Source organism: Bradyrhizobium sp. Ken51 (assembly GCF_055807435.1).
In genome coordinates this window covers 129,721-148,314 of the sequence record NZ_JBVVPB010000007.1, presented here as the reverse complement: position 1 = coordinate 148,314, position 18,594 = coordinate 129,721, and the positions used below count along the sequence as shown (strand labels likewise).

The 18,594-nt window shown below is 63.4% G+C and carries 16 protein-coding genes; 7 read left to right on the top strand and 9 right to left on the bottom strand.

Annotation, left to right across the window (positions count from 1 at the left end):
- Positions 1-44: 44 nt before the first annotated feature.
- Entirely contained in the window at positions 45-1,742 is a 1,698-nt protein-coding gene (locus AC0L27_RS14795; RefSeq protein ID WP_275169001.1) for a diguanylate cyclase domain-containing protein, read from the top strand.
- A 3-nt stretch (positions 1,743-1,745) separates the two neighbouring features.
- On the opposite strand, the gene AC0L27_RS14790 is transcribed toward AC0L27_RS14795, so the two are convergent.
- Positions 1,746-2,792 carry a GGDEF domain-containing protein gene (locus AC0L27_RS14790; RefSeq protein WP_354209764.1) on the bottom strand — a complete coding sequence of 349 codons (1,047 nt, stop codon included), beginning with the start codon at positions 2,790-2,792 and terminating at the stop codon, positions 1,746-1,748.
- A gap of 192 nt (positions 2,793-2,984) precedes the next feature.
- Between AC0L27_RS14790 and leuS the strand changes: the two genes are divergently transcribed.
- The 3 genes from leuS to holA are packed head-to-tail and all read left to right on the top strand — an operon-like array spanning position 2,985 to position 7,223.
- Entirely contained in the window at positions 2,985-5,609 is a 2,625-nt protein-coding gene (leuS, locus tag AC0L27_RS14785) for a leucine--tRNA ligase (protein WP_473319557.1), read from the top strand.
- The gene (gene lptE, locus AC0L27_RS14780) at positions 5,596-6,147 is read left to right on the top strand and encodes an LPS assembly lipoprotein LptE (protein WP_275168995.1); all 552 of its coding nucleotides are present in this window, start codon (positions 5,596-5,598) and stop codon (positions 6,145-6,147) included. The genes leuS and lptE overlap by 14 nt, the downstream gene beginning before the upstream one ends.
- 47 nt (positions 6,148-6,194) lie before the next feature.
- On the top strand, positions 6,195-7,223 hold the full coding sequence (gene holA / locus AC0L27_RS14775; protein ID WP_354209766.1) for a DNA polymerase III subunit delta: 1,029 nt from the start codon (positions 6,195-6,197) through the stop codon (positions 7,221-7,223).
- Positions 7,224-7,384: 161 nt separating this feature from the next.
- Here the strand turns inward: holA and AC0L27_RS14770 are convergent, their stop codons facing one another.
- The 8 genes from AC0L27_RS14770 to AC0L27_RS14735 all read right to left on the bottom strand — a co-directional run bounded on the left by AC0L27_RS14770 (position 7,385) and on the right by AC0L27_RS14735 (position 16,431).
- Positions 7,385-8,269: a ParB/RepB/Spo0J family partition protein gene (locus AC0L27_RS14770; protein WP_275168991.1), complete on the bottom strand. Its 885-nt coding sequence runs from the start codon at positions 8,267-8,269 to the stop codon at positions 7,385-7,387.
- A gap of 174 nt (positions 8,270-8,443) precedes the next feature.
- Complete coding sequence (locus tag AC0L27_RS14765; protein WP_007598621.1) at positions 8,444-9,298, bottom strand: ParA family protein; 855 nt, start codon at positions 9,296-9,298, stop codon at positions 8,444-8,446.
- 29 nt (positions 9,299-9,327) lie between these two features.
- Positions 9,328-9,969 (bottom strand): 16S rRNA (guanine(527)-N(7))-methyltransferase RsmG, encoded by a 642-nt coding sequence (gene rsmG / locus AC0L27_RS14760; RefSeq protein ID WP_275168989.1) that lies wholly within the window; start codon positions 9,967-9,969, stop codon positions 9,328-9,330.
- 139 nt (positions 9,970-10,108) lie between these two features.
- On the bottom strand, positions 10,109-11,989 hold the full coding sequence (gene mnmG / locus AC0L27_RS14755; protein WP_354209768.1) for a tRNA uridine-5-carboxymethylaminomethyl(34) synthesis enzyme MnmG: 1,881 nt from the start codon (positions 11,987-11,989) through the stop codon (positions 10,109-10,111).
- Positions 11,990-12,421: 432 nt separating this feature from the next.
- Complete coding sequence (gene mnmE, locus AC0L27_RS14750) at positions 12,422-13,780, bottom strand: tRNA uridine-5-carboxymethylaminomethyl(34) synthesis GTPase MnmE (protein WP_354209769.1); 1,359 nt, start codon at positions 13,778-13,780, stop codon at positions 12,422-12,424.
- 312 nt (positions 13,781-14,092) lie between these two features.
- Positions 14,093-15,358: a transcription termination factor Rho gene (gene rho / locus AC0L27_RS14745; RefSeq protein ID WP_007598612.1), complete on the bottom strand. Its 1,266-nt coding sequence runs from the start codon at positions 15,356-15,358 to the stop codon at positions 14,093-14,095.
- Between the two features lie 246 nt (positions 15,359-15,604).
- Positions 15,605-16,039: a protoporphyrinogen oxidase HemJ gene (gene hemJ / locus AC0L27_RS14740; RefSeq protein WP_027514824.1), complete on the bottom strand. Its 435-nt coding sequence runs from the start codon at positions 16,037-16,039 to the stop codon at positions 15,605-15,607.
- Positions 16,040-16,215: 176 nt separating this feature from the next.
- On the bottom strand, positions 16,216-16,431 hold the full coding sequence (locus AC0L27_RS14735) for a hypothetical protein (RefSeq protein WP_275168984.1): 216 nt from the start codon (positions 16,429-16,431) through the stop codon (positions 16,216-16,218).
- 66 nt (positions 16,432-16,497) lie between these two features.
- On the opposite strand from AC0L27_RS14735, the gene AC0L27_RS14730 reads away from it, so the two are divergent.
- Genes AC0L27_RS14730 through coaE form a run of 3 tightly spaced genes read left to right on the top strand, consistent with a single transcriptional unit; the run spans position 16,498 to position 18,587 of the window.
- Complete coding sequence (locus tag AC0L27_RS14730) at positions 16,498-17,337, top strand: pyruvate, water dikinase regulatory protein (RefSeq protein ID WP_018459640.1); 840 nt, start codon at positions 16,498-16,500, stop codon at positions 17,335-17,337.
- A gap of 18 nt (positions 17,338-17,355) precedes the next feature.
- Positions 17,356-17,964 (top strand): Maf family nucleotide pyrophosphatase, encoded by a 609-nt coding sequence (locus AC0L27_RS14725; protein WP_275168983.1) that lies wholly within the window; start codon positions 17,356-17,358, stop codon positions 17,962-17,964.
- A 23-nt stretch (positions 17,965-17,987) separates the two neighbouring features.
- Complete coding sequence (coaE, locus tag AC0L27_RS14720; protein WP_354209790.1) at positions 17,988-18,587, top strand: dephospho-CoA kinase; 600 nt, start codon at positions 17,988-17,990, stop codon at positions 18,585-18,587.
- Positions 18,588-18,594: the final 7 nt, after the last annotated feature.

Genomic DNA, 18,594 nt, shown 5'->3' with positions numbered 1-18,594 from the left:
TTTGAACCCTTTGCTTTACCTTGGCTGCGGGGTGGGCAGCGAAGATGGCAAACGTCAGTTTCAACCGCAAACGAGCGAAACTCAAGCAGGTTCTCGGAATCCGGGCGCGGCTTGCGTTGCTCGCGGTGATTCTGGTGACGCCTCTGATGTTCGAGCGCATCCGTTCGCTTGAAGACACGCGCACGAGGCAGATCGCGCAGGCCACGGCCGAATTCACCACCGTTGCAAGGCACAGCGCCGATGCGCAGCGCGAGGTGATCTCGTCGGTCGAGACCATCCTGAAATCGGAAGCTTTCATCCGCGCCTCCGCCGGCGGCATCAGCAAGAGCTGTGACGTGCTGCGCGCGAGCCTGCCGTCAAATCTCCCCTGGATCCGCACGCTTCTGATTGCCGGCCAGGACGGACGCATCCAGTGCGCCACCAACAACATGTATGTCGGTCTCGACCTCAGCGACCGGCCCTACTTCCAGCAGGCGCAGGAAACCGGCCGTTTCGTGCTGAGCGACTTCATCCTGTCGCGCCCGGTGCTAACACCGACCGTCATGGCGGTCTACCCGGTGTCCGCCTTTAGCGGCGTAGCGGATGCCGTCGTGCTCGCCACCGTCAACCTCGACTGGATGTCGAAGGTCATGAGCAATCTGGGTGGCCGCGCCGGCATCACGGCCGTGCTGGTCGACAGCGCCGGCATCGTGCTGGCGGCACCGGCCGACCAGCATAGCGCGATCGGCCGTCCGCTCGACAACATGCCGCTGATGTCCGCGATCGCCGACAAGGCGCTGAGGTCGGACCAGGACGAAGGCTCACTCTCTTTCCTCGCTGCCGACGGCTCCCGCCGCGCGGTCAGCTATATCCGCATCGCCGGGACCAATGCCCGCCTGATCGCCAGCATCGACGAGGACAAGGTGTCCGCGGCCGTGAGCCGCGACATCCGCACCGCCTATCTCCAGCTCGCTTTCGTCGTGCTATTCGTGCTGCTCGGCGCGCTGATCGCAGCCGAGAAACTGGTGATCAAGCCGATCAGGATGCTCGCCGACATGGCCAAGCGTCTGGGCGAGGGCGATCTGTCGGCGCGCGCCGCGCGCAATCGCCTGCCGGCCGAGTTCGTGCCGCTGGCCCGCGCGTTCAACGCGATGGCCGCGCAGCTCAGCCAGCGCGAACGCGAGCTGATGGCGAGCAATGACCGGCTCACGGTGATGGCCTCGATCGACATGTTGTCGGGGCTCGCCAACCGCCGCGGCTTCCAGAGCCGCCTCGACTTCGAATGGATGCGCGCGCAGCAATATGGCAGCGACCTCGCGCTTCTGATGATCGACGTCGACCATTTCAAGCTGTTCAACGACACCTATGGCCATCTCGAAGGCGATTCCTGCCTGACCAGGCTCGGCGAATCACTGTCCGGCATCGCCGCCGACACGATGGGCTTCGCGGCCCGCTACGGCGGCGAGGAATTCTGCCTGTTGCTGCCGAACACCGACGTGGCGCGTGCCGTCGAAATCGGCGAACAGGCGCGCGCGGCCGTGCTGAAGCTGTGCCTGCCGCACATCACCTCCGACCACATGATCGTCACCGTCTCGATCGGCGTTGCCGCGACAAAGCCCAACGAGAGCTTGCGTCCGGGCGATTTGATCGAAGCCGCCGACGCCGCGCTCTACGCCGCCAAGCACCGCGGTCGCAACAACGTCGTCGAGCACGGCATCACGGTGATCGACAACGGCGCGGCGGAAATGATGATGGCGGGTTGAGGGCTAACCCGCAGCCCCAGCCTGATCGAGCTCGATCTCAGTGACAACGCGATTGCGGCCGCTGTTCTTGGCGAGATAGAGCGCACGATCGCAGCGCTCGATGAGATCGGTGATCGCTTCGCCGCTCCGGTACTGCGCAACACCAATCGACACGCTAATATGGGGAAGGACCTCGCCGGTCGACCGGCGCGTGATCCTGCATTCCGCGATCGCGTGCCTGATGCGCTCGGCAATCTGGGCGCAGACGGCGAGATCGGCATCCGGCAACACCGCGATCAACTCCTCGCCGCCATAGCGGGCCGACAGGTCCTGCTCGCGGACCTTTTCGCGCAGCACCTTGGCCATCAGGCGCAGGACCTGGTCGCCGACGCCGTGGCCGAAACTGTCGTTGAAGGTCTTGAAGTGGTCGATGTCGAGCATCAGCACGCTGAGCGACTCGCCCCAGTCCGCAGTCGCCTGCGCCTTGCGCAGGAATTCATCGAGCGCCCGGCGGTTGGCGAGGCCTGTGAGCGTATCGGTGCGGGCACGCTCCTCGGATCTGGAGAGAGAGGCGCGGATCACGTCGAGCTCGCGGGTCTTTTCTGCAAAGCCCGCCTCTAGCCGCGTCGCGCGGGTGGCCGCGCGGCCCAGCTCGTTCATGAGCTGGGCAACCAGCGCTTTGGGATCGACGCCGGCCTTGCCCTGGTCCGCGACCTCGTTGATCGCCTGCATCTGGGAGTGATTGTCGGCAATCGCAGTCGCAAGAAAATCCTTCGCCGCCCCCATGAGAGCATGCAGCCGCTCCGAGGTCTCCGAGACGATAGCGCCCCCCTTGGGCGCGACATAGGTCTCGAACAGATCCTGATTGGTCCTGACGTCGAAGGGACGGTTATGATCGATCAGGAGGTCGATGGCGTTGCGCAGATCATCATGGCTGCCCGCGAAATAGCGAAACCAGACGGCGAAATTGGCCGGCGTGGCAGGGATCCGCTGTTCGGCCATGCTCCGCATCGCCCGTTCGGCAACGGACGCGGCATAGTCGTAATCGAGATCGTCGAAGCTGGCGTCCATCGCGAATCTTGAGAGTTCTGGTCAGTCGCAAACTCGCATCGACCCCTAATCACGCCCCAACGCGGCCTCAGTAGTTATGCGGTGCAGCGCCGAAGGTTCCCAAATTGCGGCAACCCATTGACCCCTTGAGGACTTCTATGGCCTAGTCCGCCGTCTTTAGACGGCCCAGATCCACGAAAACCCAACGATTCCATGACCTCCGAACGCTATAACGCCCGCGACGCCGAACCGCGCTGGCAAGCCGCTTGGGACCAACAGGCGATCTTCGTCTCCAAGAACGACGATCCGCGGCCTAAATATTATGTGCTGGAGATGTTCCCCTACCCGTCGGGGCGCATCCATATCGGCCATGTCCGCAATTACACGCTCGGCGACGTGCTGGCCCGCTTCATGCGCGCCCAGGGTTTCAACGTGCTGCATCCGATGGGCTGGGACGCTTTCGGCCTGCCGGCCGAGAACGCCGCGATCGAGCGCAAGGTGGCGCCGAAGGCCTGGACCTACGACAACATCGCCGCGATGAAGAAGCAGCTCCGCTCGATCGGGCTGTCGCTGGACTGGAGCCGCGAGATCGCGACCTGCGATCCCAGCTACTACAAGCACCAGCAGAAGTTGTTTCTGGACTTCCTGCGCGAAGGCCTCGCCGAGCGCGAAAAGCGCAAGGTGAACTGGGACCCTGTCGACATGACCGTGCTCGCCAACGAGCAGGTGATCGACGGCAAAGGCTGGCGTTCGGGTGCCGTTGTCGAACAACGGGAAATGAACCAGTGGGTCTTCAAGATCACGAGGTACTCGCAGGAGCTGCTGTCGGCCCTGGATACGCTGGATCGCTGGCCCGACAAGGTGCGGCTGATGCAGCGCAACTGGATCGGCCGGTCCGAGGGCCTGTTGATCCGCTTCGCGCTTGATGCGGCGACGACGCCGGCCGGCGAGAGCGAACTGAAGATTTTCACGACGCGCCCCGACACGCTGTTCGGCGCGAAGTTCATGGCGATCTCGGCCGATCATCCGCTGGCGCAGGCCGCCGCGGCGAAGAATCCGAAGCTCGCCGAGTTCATCGGCGAGATCAAGCGGATGGGCACGGCGCAGGAGATCATCGACACCGCCGAGAAGCAGGGTTTTGACACAGGCATCCGCGCGGCTCACCCGTTCGACCCGAGTTGGAAGCTGCCGGTCTATGTCGCCAACTTCGTGCTGATGGAATACGGCACCGGCGCCATCTTCGGCTGCCCCGCCCACGACCAGCGCGATCTCGACTTCGTCAACAAATATGCTCTCGGCAACACGCCGGTGGTGTGCCCCGAAGGCCAAGATCCCAAGAGCTTTGTCATCATCGATACCGCCTATGACGGTGACGGCCGCATGATCAATTCGCGCTTCCTCGACGGCATGACCATCGATCAGGCCAAGGACGAGGTAGCGAAGCGTCTCGAGACCAAGCTGCGCGGCAACGCGCCGGTCGGCGAGCGCCAGGTGAACTTCCGCCTGCGCGACTGGGGCATTTCGCGCCAGCGCTATTGGGGTTGCCCGATCCCCGTCATCCATTGCCCGAAATGCGATGTGGTGCCGGTGCCGGATGCCGACCTCCCGGTGGTGCTGCCGGAGGATGTGAGCTTCGACAAGCCGGGCAACGCGCTCGATCATCATCCGACCTGGAAGCACGTCACCTGTCCGCATTGCGGCGGCAAGGCTAGCCGCGAAACCGACACCATGGACACCTTCGTGGATTCGTCCTGGTACTTTGCGCGCTTCACCGATCCCTGGAACGAGAACGCGCCGACGACGCCTGCGGTCGCCAACCGCATGCTGCCGGTCGACCAGTATATCGGCGGCGTCGAACACGCGATCCTGCATCTGCTCTACAGCCGCTTCTTCACCCGCGCGATGAAGGCGACCGGGCACATCGCACTGGACGAGCCGTTCGCCGGCATGTTCACGCAGGGCATGGTGGTGCACGAGACCTACCAGAAGGCCGACGGCACCTATGTCCAGCCGGTCGAGGTGAAGGTCGAGACCGGCGCGAACGGCCGACGCGCCACGCTGCTGACGTCAGGCGAAGACATCCAGATCGGCCCGATCGAGAAGATGTCGAAATCGAAGAAGAACACGGTCGACCCCGACGACATCATCGAGACCTACGGCGCCGACGTCGCCCGCTGGTTCATGCTGTCGGACTCCCCGCCCGAGCGCGACGTGATCTGGAGCGATGAGCGCGTCCAGGGTGCCTCGCGGTTCGTGCAGCGGCTGTGGCGGCTGGTGAACGACTCAATTGAGCCCGGCAAGACCGCGCCGGCGGCCCGGCCGGCCAGCTTCGGCCCGGACGCCACCGCCTTGCGCAAGGCCGCCCATGGCGCGCTGGACAAGGTCACCACCGGGATCGAGCGGCTGCACTTCAACGTCTGCCTCGCCCATATCCGCGAATTCACCAATTCGTTTGCGGAGGTCTTGCAGCGTCCCGGCCAGCCGGCTCCAGACTTGGCCTGGGCGATCCGGGAGGCCAGCCAGATCCTGGTCCAGCTGTTCTCCCCGATGATGCCGCATCTGGCCGAGGAGTGTTGGCAGGTTCTGGGCCACAGCGGGCTGGTTTCCGAGGCCAATTGGCCCCAAATCGAACGCGATTTGCTGGTTGAAGACAGTGTGACCCTGGTGGTCCAGGTCAACGGCAAGAAGCGGGGCGAGGTCACAGTTGCAACAGCGGCCGAGAATCCGGAAATCGAGGCTGCCGTTTTGGCCCTCGATGCGGTAACACTGGCCCTGGACGGCAAGCCCGTCCGCAAGGTGATTATCGTCCCCAAGAGGATCGTGAATGTTGTCGGCTAGGATCCGCATCGCAGCCCGCTTGCTGGCGGTCGCCGCACTGGCGGCCATGACGGCCGGCTGCTTCCACCCGATGTATGCCGAGCACACCGACGGCACCCCCGGCCTGCGCGAGAAGCTGATGGGGGTCGATCTGCCCCCGATCGCCAAGGCCAATGCGTCGCGCGAGGCCCGCGTCGGCGTCGAGGTCCGCAACGCGCTGGCCTTCAAGCTCTATGGCACCGCCACCGGCATGCCGCCGACCCACCGCCTCGAGATCCGCTTCGCAAGCAGCAAGACGTCGCTGATCGTCAATCCCAATACCGGCCTGCCGAGCAGCGAAAACTACGGCCTCGACGCCCAGTACAATCTGATCGAGGTGGTCAGCGGCAGGTCGGTGATGACCGGCACGACGTTCTCCCGCGTGTCCTACGACATGCCCGGCTCCTATCAGCGCTTCAGCCGCAACCGCGCGATACGTGATGCCGAGGATCGTGCCGCCAACGAGATCGCAGAGAACATCACGACTCGCCTCGCCTCGTTCTTCACCGCGGGCACTTAATTCATCCCGTCATCCCGGTTCGCCCGGAATGACGACCCCCAGGCAACATGGTCGCGCTGCGCGGAAAAGAGATCGACGCCTTTCTCGCCCGCCCCGATGCGGGCCGTCCGATCATCCTGCTCTACGGTCCTGACGCCGGCCTGGTCCGCGAACGCGCGGATGCGCTGATCGCCTCGGCTGTCGACGATCTCAACGATCCCTTTTCACTGGTCAAGGTCGATGGTGACGAGCTCTCCGCCGAGCCGTCGCGCCTCGTCGACGAGGCCATGACGGTGCCGCTGTTCGGCGGCCGCCGCGCCATCCGCGTGCGCGCCGGCTCGCGCAGCTTTGCCAGCGCTATCGACACGCTGGCGGAGATGGGCGTCAAGGATTGCCGCATCGTGATCGAGGCCGGCGAGCTGCGCCCGGAATCGCCACTGCGCAAGGCCTGCGAACGCGCCAAGACGGCCGTCGCGATCGCCTGCTATCCCGATACCGAGCGCGACCTCGCCAAGCTGATGGAAGACGAGCTTCGCATCGCCAATTTGCGCATCGCGCAGGATGCCCGCGCGGTGCTGATGTCGTTCCTCGGCGGCGACCGCCAGGCCTCCCGCAACGAGCTGCGCAAGCTCACGCTCTATGCCCACGGCAAGGGCGAGATCACGCTGGATGACGTGATGGCTGTCGTCGCCGATGCGTCGGAGCTGAAACTCGATCCGATCGTCGATGGTGCCTTCGCCGGCCGGCCCGAGATCGTCGAGAACGAATTTGCCAAAGCCATGATCGCCGGCACCTACCCCGGCGTGATCATCTCTGCGGCGCAGCGTCAGGCGGCGTGGCTGCACAAATCCGCGCTCGCGATCGCCGACGGCACGCCCGCTTCCGCCGTGCTCGACAGCGGCTATCCGCGCCTGCATTTTTCGCGGAAGCCCGCGGTCGAAACCGCACTGCGTAATTTCAGCATGGCGCGGCTCGCCGCCATCATCGAGCAGCTCGCGACCGCCGCGCTCGACACCCGCAAGCAATCCACCCTCGCCGCCGCCATCGCCCAGCGCACGCTGATGGCGATCGCCGCGAACGCGAAGCGGCGGGGCTGAGCACCCGCTCTGTCTGTCCCCTCGTCATTGCGACGAGCCCTTGCGACGAAGCAATCCAGAATCTCTCCCCGGAAAGATTCTGGATTGTTTCGCTACGCTCGCAATGACGTGTCGAATCGGCATGTCGTCCTGGCTTTCGCCAGGACGGCACCGAGAGCGGCCTACACCGCGCCCTTTGCCAGCCGCCGCATGACCTCGTCGAGCTGATCGAGGTTGCGGTAGTTGATCTGGACCGAGCCGCCGGGGTCGCGGTGGCTCACCGTGACCTTGAGCCCGAGCGCGTCGCTGACGCGCTTCTCCAGGTCGACCGTATCAGGGTCCTTTTCCTTTGCTCCCGTGCGGGCCTTCTGCGGCTTGCGCTCCGGCACGCCCTCTTCATGCGCCAGCGCCTCGGTCTGGCGGACGTTGAGGCCTTCTTCGACGATGCGCTTGGCGGCTGCGAGCGGATCAGGCACGCCGATCAGCGCGCGGGCATGACCCGCGGTCAGCTCACCGCTCGTGATCAACGCTTGTACCTCCGCAGGAAGCTTCGTCAGCCGCATCATGTTGGCGATGTGGCTGCGGCTCTTGCCGACGACTTTGGCGATGTCGTCCTGGCTGCGTTTGAACTCGTTGGCGAGCGCGTGATAGCCGAGCGCCTCTTCCATCGGGTTGAGGTCTTCGCGCTGCACATTCTCGACGATCGCGAACTCCAGCGCATCGCTGTCGCTGATGTCGACGGGAACGATCGGCACTTCGTGCAGGCCGGCCATTTGCGAGGCGCGCCAGCGCCGCTCGCCGGCGATGATCTCGAAGCGGTCCTGCGCCCCCTTCACCGGGCGCACCACGATCGGCTGGATCACGCCGTGCTGCCTGATCGAATCGCTAAGCTCCCTGAGCTCGCTTTCCGAAAAGGTGCGGCGCGGGTTGCGCGGATTGGGCTTGATGAACTCGATCGGCACCTTGCGCTGCGCGCGCGGCCGATCGACATGCTGAGCCTCGCCCCCGACGTCACCGATCAGACTCGCAAGACCCCGGCCCAATCGCGAACGCGCTTCGTCGGCCATCGCCAGCTCCCTTGGATTCACGCTGCAGCACTCCAGAACTGAATTTCGAATCGTAGGGTGGGTTAGCCCTGCAGATGCGCGAAGCGTATCTGCTCGGCGTAACCCACCTCTTCTGTTTCCGCGGAGATCGACAGTGGTGGGTTACGCCTTCGGCTAACCCACCCTACGGCAACATCAATGCGTCGTCCGCAGCTCGCGCTCGCGCTGGATTACTTCGGTGGCGAGCCGCAGATAAGCTTCGCTGCCGACGCATTTGAGGTCGTAGACCAGCACCGGCTTGCCGTAGGACGGCGCCTCCGAGATGCGCACGTTGCGCGGGATCATGGTCTTGTAGACCTTCTCGCCCATGAACTGCCGGACGTCGGCAACGACCTGGTTCGAGAGATTGTTGCGCGAGTCGAACATGGTCAGCACGATGCCGTGGATCGACAGGTTCGGATTGAGCGTCGAGCGTACCTGCTCCACCGTCTGCAGCAATTGCGACAAACCTTCGAGCGCGAAGAACTCGCACTGGAGCGGCACCAGGATCGCGTCGGAAGCCGCCATCGCGTTCACGGTGATCAAGTTGAGCGAGGGCGGACAGTCGATCAGCACGTAGGTGTAATCGGCGTCGGGAGAGACGTTGTTGTTGAGCGCGCTGATCGCGTCACGGAGCTTGTACGCACGACCGGGCGTGGTGCCGAGCTCGAGCTCGAGGCCGGAGAGATCCATGGTCGACGGCGCAATATGCAGCCGTGGCACAGCCGTCGAGACCACCGCTTCCCGCAGGCTCGCCTCGCCTACCAGAACGTCATAGGTCGAGCAGGAGCGGTTGCGGCGATCGATGCCGAGGCCGGTCGAGGCGTTGCCCTGCGGATCGAGATCGACGATCAGGACACGTTCGCCGATCGCAGCGAGCGCCGTGCCGAGATTGATCGCCGTGGTTGTTTTTCCCACGCCGCCCTTCTGGTTCGCCAGCGCCAGGATGCGCGGATGGCCCTGCGGGACGGCGGCGGTCTGTTCTTGCTGCGGCTCGTCAATCACGCTCATCGCAAATTCCCCACTCGGCCCCTGACGCCTCACCCGCGCCGTTCGACGGAAGCCAGCTCGACGATCCAACCGTCGCCTGTCCGGCTTTGGTGAAGCTGCGGCTGAATATTCCAATATTTAGTGGCTTCGGTCAATTCAGACTCTACATCTTGACCCTTAAGAAACAACGCTTTTGCGCCCTGGCGCATCAGCGGCTCCGCAAAGCCGATAAGTTGATGTAGCGGAGCCAGCGCACGCGCGGTGACGCAATCGACAGGGCCGGTGATTCTATCCACATTATCCCCGATCTCAGCGAGATGTACGACTCCCGGAGATGTCGTGACGCGAATGGCTTCGCGGAGGAAGGCCGCCTTCTTGGCGATTCGCTCGACCAGATGGACGCTCGCCCCGACGGTCCCCGCCATGGCGCAGGCCAGGACGATTCCCGGAAAGCCGCCGCCGCTGCCGAGGTCGGCCCAGCGTTGGGCGGACGGGGCGAGAGCGACGAGCTGAAGCGAATCGGCGATGTGCCGGGTCCAGAGATGCGGCAATGTCGAAGGCGCGACCAGGTTGGTCTTGGCCTGCCACTCCCGGAGCAGTGCGATGTAGCGATCGAGCCGGGCCTCGGTTTCATGTGAAACGGGCGCGAGCTTGAGCGCCGCAACCTTGTCGGCCGCGATCACGGCGTCCAGGGATCGATCGTTGGCGCTGGCCTTGTCGATCTTCGGCCGGGTCGGCGCCGGGTCGGAGCGACGACCGGCACCCTCACCCGCCGAGGGTTTTCCTGATGACGATCTGCCGCCGCCCGGCCCGCGCTGTTTCACGTGAAACCTATGCGATTGCTTTGGAAGTCTTCCGCGCTTCGCGGCGAAGATAGGCCCCAAGGATGCCGAGGGCCGCCGGCGTCATGCCGTCGATCCGGCCGGCTTGGCCAACGGTGAACGGCCGAGCCTTCTCCAGCTTGGCCCTCACCTCGTTGGAGAGACCGGGGACCTGCTGGTAATCGACGTCCGACAGCACCATCCCCTCGTCCCGCCTGAAGGCTTCGACGTCGGCGCTCTGGCGCTCCAGATAGACATCGTACTTCGCGTCGATCTCAAGATGGGTGGCAATGACGGGATCAATGGCGGCGAGCTCCGGCCAGATCGCGCGGACTTGGCTCCAGCCGATATCGGGATACGCCATCAGCTCGAAGGCCGACCGCCGCTGGCCGTCCCGATTCAGGGACAGACCATGCTTGATGGCCTCGTTCGGGGTGATCGCCAGCGACTTCGAGAGCGATCGAGCCGCATTCAGGGCGTCCATCTTGGCGCGATGATGCACCGTCCGGGCGCTGCCAACGCATCCCTGGGCGATGCCCTTCTCGGTCAAACGCTGATCGGCATTGTCCGCACGCAATGTCAGCCGGTACTCGGCCCTGGAGGTGAACATCCGATAGGGTTCGCTGATGCCGCGGGTGACGAGGTCGTCGATCATGACGCCGAGATAGCCGTCCGCCCGGTCGAACACCGTCAGCGCGGCGCCGCTCGCCGCCAACGCCGCGTTCAGTCCGGCCACGATGCCCTGGCCGGCGGCTTCCTCGTATCCGGTCGTGCCGTTGATCTGCCCGGCCAGGAACAAGCCACGCAGACGCTTGGTCTGGAGGGTCGGATCGAGCTCACGGGGATCGACGTGGTCGTATTCGATGGCATAGCCCGGCCGGACCATCTTCACCCGCTTCAGGCCCGGAATGGTTGCGAGGATGGCGAGCTGGACCTCCTCCGGCAGCGAAGTCGAGATGCCGTTGGGATAGACAGTGCTGTCGTCGAGCCCTTCCGGCTCCAGGAAGATCTGGTGACCGTCGCGATCGCCGAAGCGAACGATCTTGTCTTCGATCGAGGGGCAATAGCGCGGTCCGGAGCTCTTGATCTGGCCGGAGTACATCGGAGAGCGATGGACATTGGCCCGGATCACCTCGTGGGTCGCGGAATTGGTCCGCGTGATCCCGCACTGGATCTGCGGCGTCGTGATCCGCTGGGTCATCACCGAAAACGGCTCCGGAGGCTCGTCCCCCGGCTGCATTTCGACCGCCGACCAGTCGATGGTCGTGCCATCCAGACGCGGCGGGGTCCCTGTCTTGAGCCGTCCGAGGGTGAACCCGGCGCGCTCGAACGAGGTCGAAAGGCCCATCGCCGGCGCCTCGCCAACCCTGCCGGCCGGCCAGTTCTTCTCGCCCAGATGGATCAGACCGCGGAGGAAGGTGCCGGTGGTGACGACGACAGCCCCTGCCCGAAGTTCGCGGCCATCTGCCAGGCGCAGGCCGGTCACCCGCCCCTCGACCACGATCAGCTCTTCCGCCTCGCCTTCGACAACGGAAAGACCCTCGGTCTCCCGGATCGCCGCCTGCATTGCGGCGGCATAGAGCTTCCGGTCGGCCTGCGCGCGCGGACCACGGACCGCCGGGCCCTTACGACGATTGAGGACGCGAAATTGGATGCCCCCGGCGTCGCCGACCCGTCCCATCAGACCATCGAGCGCATCGACCTCGCGAACCAGATGGCCCTTGCCGAGACCGCCAATGGCGGGATTGCAGGACATCGCACCGACCGTGGAGAAACGGTGCGTCACCAAAGCGGTCGCTGCACCCGTCCGGGCTGATGCCGCCGCGGCCTCACAGCCGGCGTGGCCGCCGCCAATCACGATGACGTCGAAGCTCTCTCGCTCTGTTCGCATGGCGGACTTCTAACTCACAGGCGGGGAAGCCGGAAGTGGAAACTGGAGGGGGCGGTTGTTTCACGTGAAACTAGGCAAAGGGGAGCCCAAGTGTTTTTCGCGAAAACAACCCATGCACAGTAGAATGGCCCTTGGAAAGATTACCATTTTAGTGAGGGGAAAATGGGGATTATGAAGGGAAACGCGTGGTCCGTAGGTCGCAACCAGTGAGGGGGACGATTGGAAAGGCCAACGGCAGAGCCGTACTCCCGACATTGCGCCCCTTCCGCACACCAGCTCCTTAAAGGCGCCATCGCACGCAGAGCAGTCACTCCCGCGGGCGGCCGAGTGAACCTCAATGTTTCACGTGAAACATCTTGGAACAGCGCCGGCCGCGTTTCACGTGAAACGAAGAATTGGAACAACGGCTAGTTCTACAATGAAGAACTAGCCCTACTTTCCAACACAGAACTTCTGAAAAATCGCCCCAAGGACGTCCTCGACATCCACCCGACCCAGTAGCCGGCCCAAGGCATAGGCGGCCGCGCGCAGCTCTTCGGCGGCAAGCTCCTCACCCTCTTCTACGAGCTCAAGACTCCGGCGCAAGCTGTCCGCTGCCCGGCGCAGCAGATCCCGCTGGCGGGCCCGGGTCACCAACGCGCCCTCCGTCGTTCCGAAGAACTCGGCAGCGAATTTCACCAGGGCATCGACCAGCTCGGGAATGCCGTCCCCCCGGCTCGCCGCAATTCCGAACTCACCGCGCGGCCCGACGTCCTCGACCCCGCCTAGATCGATCTTGTTGCGCACGATCCAGACCGAGCCGCCGGAGGGACTGCTTGCGTTGCCAGACTTCCCTAGCAACGGCATCGCGGCCGGATCGACGGCGCGCCCAGCCTCCACCAGCCATAACACCAGGTCGGCGTCTTCGGCTCGCGCTCGCGCCCGGCGGACACCCTCCTGCTCCACGGGATCGTCGGTCTCGCGAATGCCGGCGGTGTCGATCACCGTGACGGGGTAGCCATCGAGATCGAGCTGCACCTCGATCACATCGCGTGTCGTGCCGGCATGCGGCGAGACGATCGCGACGTCGCGGCGCGCGAGCTGGTTGATGAGCGTCGACTTGCCGACATTCGGCTCGCCGGCGATCGCGACCACCAAGCCGTCGCGCAAACGTTCAGCTTGTCCCTGTGCCGCAAGGACTTCTGCGATTTCGTCGTGAAGCGCAACGATCGCCTTTACGGCAGGCGCCATCAACTCGGCGGGTACATCGCCCTCGTCGGAGAAATCGATGCCGGCCTCGATCAGAGCCGAGGCCTCGATGATGCGCTCGCGCCAGTCGCGCGCGCGATTGCCGAGGAGGCCCTGCAATTGCCGTAACGCCTGGCGGCGCTGGCGGTCGGTGTCGGCATGAATGAGATCGTCGAGGCCCTCCGCCTCGGTCAGGTCGAGCTTGCCGTTCTCGAAGGCGCGCCGGGTGAATTCGCCGGGCTCAGCGGCGCGCATATTCGGAATTAAAGAAATAGCGGTGAAGAGTGCGGCCAGCACCGCGCGACCGCCATGGACGTGAAATTCGGCGACGTCCTCGCCGGTCGCGCTGCCAGGCCCCGGAAACCACAGCACCACCGAATCGTCGATCGGCTGACCCGCGCCGTCATGAAGCAGCCGGCGGCTGGCCTGTCTCGGCGCCGGCAGCTTGCCCGCCAGCGTCGTCAGCCCCAGGCTGGCGCCTGGCCCGGAGACGCGCACCACCGCAAGCGCGCTCGGCGGACGGCCGGACGACAGTGCAAAGATCGTGTGGTCTCGCGGATGCATGGCCTATTTGTCCGGCTGACAGGAAAAAGGCAAACGTCCGTTTTGGCCGACAAATCACGCGATTTTGCTGCACCAATTCCCGCAGCAAAATCTATATTGCGATGCACCAAATTCGCGAGCGTCTGCTGCAAAAGCCACTCCCAACGGAATGGGCAGCGCTCCGATATCACATTATTCAACAACAATATCAATAACTTATATAAAATGTAGTCCAAGCGACGAACACCCCGCCATGCTGCACCTTCGCTGCAGCAAAGCCGCACAACGAAAAAAGGGCGCCCGGAGGCGCCCTTTGATCATATTGCACTGCAATCAGGTGTTCATCGAGTCGAAGAACTCGGAATTGCTCTTGGTCGAGCGCAGCTTGTCGAGCAGGAAGTCGATTCCGTCCATCGTCCCCATCGGGTTCAGGATGCGGCGGAGCACGTACATCTTCTTCAGGACCACCGGATCGGTGATCAGCTCTTCCTTGCGGGTGCCGGAGCGCGAAATGTCGATCGCCGGGAAAGTCCGCTTGTCCGAAACCTTGCGGTCGAGGATCAGCTCCGAGTTGCCGGTGCCCTTGAACTCTTCGAAGATGACTTCGTCCATGCGGCTGCCGGTATCGACCAGCGCGGTCGCGATGATCGTCAGCGAGCCGCCCTCTTCGATGTTGCGGGCGGCGCCGAAGAACCGCTTCGGCCGCTGCAGCGCATTGGCATCGACACCGCCGGTCAGCACCTTGCCCGATGACGGCACCACGGTGTTGTAGGCGCGGCCGAGACGCGTGATGGAGTCGAGCAGGATCACGACGTCGCGGCCATGCTCGACCAGGCGTTTGGCCTTCTCGATCACCATCTCGGCGACCTGGACGTGGCGCACCGCCGGCTCGTCGAAGGTCGAGGACACCACCTCGCCCTTCACCGAGCGCTGCATGTCCGTCACTTCTTCGGGACGTTCGTCGATCAGGAGCACGATCAGATAGCACTCGGGATGATTATGCGCGATCGAATGCGCGATGTTCTGCATCAGCACGGTCTTGCCTGTGCGCGGCGGCGCGACGATCAGCGCGCGCTGGCCCTTGCCGATTGGCGCGACGATGTCGATCACCCTTGCAGACAGGTCTTTCCGCGTCGGGTCGTCGATTTCCATACGGAAGCGCTGATTCGGAAACAGCGGCGTGAGGTTGTCGAAATTGACCTTGTGCTTGGCCTTTTCCGGGTCCTCGAAATTGAGCGTGTTGACCTTCAGCAACGCGAAATAGCGCTCGCCCTCTTTCGGGCTACGGATGTGGCCTTCGATGGTATCGCCGGTGCGCAGGCCAAAACGGCGGATCTGCGAGGGCGAAACGTAAATGTCGTCCGGGCCCGGCAGATAATTCGCATCGGGCGAGCGGAGGAAGCCGAAGCCATCGGAGAGAACCTCGACGACGCCTTCGCCGACGATGTCGGTCTCAGCGAGCGCAAGCTGCTTGAGGATGGCGAACAGCAGCTCCTGCTTGCGCATGGTGCTGGCATTCTCGACCCCGTTCTCTTCCGCGAACGAGACGAGCTCGGCCGGCGTCTTCGACTTGAGGTCCTGGAGTTTGATTTCCCGCATTGGGGTGGTCCTGTGGGGTAACCTGGGGAGGGGGTGCGAGGAGGCTCTGAAATGCGGACGCGAAAAGGCAAGGTCCGCAGGTCTGGCAAGGAGAGTGCCGGTGAGGCTTCAAACCTGATGGGGTGTCCGGCCTCTGGAAAGCTCAGACACAACCACATCCGCCTGCGTTGGGTGGGATATTGCTAATATAGAAAATCGCCTCACACTCCGCAAGCAGAAGCACTGAGCGATTGTTCACGACCCTGCCTAGAACGGCTTCACGATCACCATGATGACGATAAGAATCATCAAGGCAGTCGGTACTTCGTTGATAATCCGATAGAATTTCTGACTCCGGGGGCGTCGGTCCGCTGCGAAATCCTTCAGCCAGCGCGAAAAAAAGCCGTGGACCGCGGACATCGCCAGGACCAGTGCCAGTTTTACGTGCAGCCAGCCGAAAGTGAACCAGTGTCCGGCCCAGGCGAGATAGAGCCCGGCGAGCCAGGTCACGATCATGGCGGGGTTGATGATCGCCTTGAACAGCCGCCGTTCCATGACCTTGAATGTTTCCGACTGCTTCGAGCCGATTTCGGCCTCGCAATGATAAACGAACAGCCGTGGCAAATAGAGCATGCCCGCCATCCAGGAGATGACGGCGATCACATGCAGCGCCTTGATCCAGAGGTAGACGTCTTCAAACATGTCTGGGGTCCGGATTCCTGCCCAGCCGAAGGGAACGCTGGGGATAGTAAGGAGTCGTTAAGGTCTTGCCTGCACACATATCCGTCCGTAGCGCCCTTCTCCAATAAGAATCTTAGATTCTTAAGGTTTGAGTCTATGTGACGGTGAATTGGACTCACACATTTCCGTCCGCCCGTTCACACGCGCTTGTTCACATCCATCAACATATCCCTGATCGCTCTGGCCACTCTCGATAAGTCGGTCAGCTTCAAAGGCTTGCGCGTTTCTGTCGGCAGCTTATCAAGAGGGTTATCGACGCAATCCCGTTTCCCTTTCGGCAGGGCGTCGAAGTTGTTCTCAGGGGCAGTGGTGTGAAGAAAATCGGCACTTGTCCCGCCCCCGGTGTCGCACATCCCTTTCCGAGCGGTTAAGGTCCACAGAAATCCACAAACCACACCGACTTCATACAAAGGGCTTTTGTGCCGACCTCGAACAATTATTTCCATCTGCACCTCGTGTCCGATTCCACCGGTGAGACGCTGATCACGGTCGCGCGCGCCGTTGCCGCCCAGTACGCCAACGTCACGCCGGTCGAACACGTCTATCCGCTGGTGCGCAGCCAGAAACAGCTCGATCGCGTGCTCGACGAGATCGAGGAAGCACCGGGAATCGTATTGTTCACGCTGCTCGAGAAGGATCTGGTCTCCAGGCTCGAGGACAAGTGCAAAGGAATCAATGTTCCGAGCTTGTCGATCATCGGCCCGGTGATGCAGTTGTTCGAGGCCTATCTCGGAGCTGCCACGACCGGCCGGGTCGGCGCCCAGCACGTGCTCAACGCCGAATACTTCAAGCGCATCGACGCGTTGAACTACACGATGATCCACGATGACGGCCAGCATGTCGAAGGGCTCGACGATGCGGACGTGGTGCTCGTCGGTGTCTCCCGCACCTCCAAGACTCCGACGTCGATCTATCTTGCCAACCGAGGCATCCGCACTGCCAACGTGCCGCTGGTTCCCGGCATTCCGGTGCCGTCGCAATTGGAAACGTTGACGCGACCGCTGGTGGTGAGCTTGCATGCGACGCCGGAACGCTTGATCCAGGTGCGCACGAACCGCTTGCTCTCCATGGGCGCCGATTCCAGCAGCGACACCTATACCGACAAGCAGTCGGTCGCCGAGGAGGTCGCATTTGCCCGCAAGCTGAGCGCCAAGCACGATTGGCCGCTGCTCGACGTCACGCGGCGCTCGATCGAGGAAACCGCCGCGGCGATCATGAAACTCTACAGCGATCGCCAGCGTAACCGGCCTTCTGAATAGTTTTGGGATAGTTTCGCGATGGGTCTGTGGCTCGGCAAATCTTCGTTGATCCTGGCCTCGCAGAGCAGCGCGCGAAAGATGCTGCTGGCGAATGCCGGGCTCGAGTTCAAGGCGATCACGGCTGATATCGACGAGCGCGAGATCCAGGCCGCCTCCGGGCTTTCTGATCCGCGCGAGATTGCCCTGCTGCTGGCGCGCGAAAAGGCCAAGGCAGTCTCGACCCATCACGCCGGAAGCACCGTCATCGGTGCGGATCAAACGCTGGCGCTTGGCGATCGCCTCTTCAACAAGCCTGCGGGCCGCGCCCAGGCGCTGGCGCAACTGCGCGATCTCTCCGGCCATAGCCATGAGCTGAATTCCGCCGTGGCGATAGCACGCGACGGCGAGATCATCTTCGAGGACATCTCGGTCGCGCGCCTCACCATGCGGCAGATGACGGAGGCCGAGCTTTCGGCCTATCTCGACATCGCCGGCGATGCCGTCACCACCAGCGTCGGAGGCTATCAGCTCGAAAGCCTGGGTATCCATTTGTTCGAGCGCATCGAGGGCGACCACTTCACCATTCTCGGTTTGCCGCTGCTGTCGCTGCTTGCGTTCCTGCGGCGCGAGCGGCTAGTTGCGGTGTGAATGGCAGATATGGCTGGGTGCTGATGCGGATCCTGGGACTGACCGGCTCGATCGGGATGGGCAAATCGACCACCGCGAAATTATTCGCGGAGGCTGGCGTCCCTGTCTACGATGCCGATGCGGCCGTCCATCAGCTTTACGAGGGTGAGGCTGCGCCCGCGATCGAGGCCGCCTTCCCCGGCACCACCGCGAACGGCAAGGTCGATCGGGCAAAACTGTCGGCGCGTGTGGTGCACGATCCTGCCGCCATCAAGCAGCTGGAGCAGATCGTCCATCCGATGCTCGGCGCTTCCCGAAAGAAATTCTTCGCTGACGCCGAAGCCGCCAACGCGCCGGTGGTGGTGCTGGACATTCCACTGCTGTTCGAGACGGGCGGCGAGACGCGGGTCGACGCGGTGGTCGTCGTGACGACGTCTCCGGAACTGCAGCGCGAGCGGGTGCTGGCGCGCGGCACCATGGACGAGGCCAAGCTCGACGCCATCATCGCCAAGCAGACTCCCGACGCGGAAAAGCGCAAGCGTGCCGATTTCGTGGTGGATACGTCGCATGGACTCGAGCCGGTGCGCGCTCAAATCGCGCACATCCTGGCCGAGGTCGTTAAGATGCCGCAGCGGCGAGCCTGATTCGCCG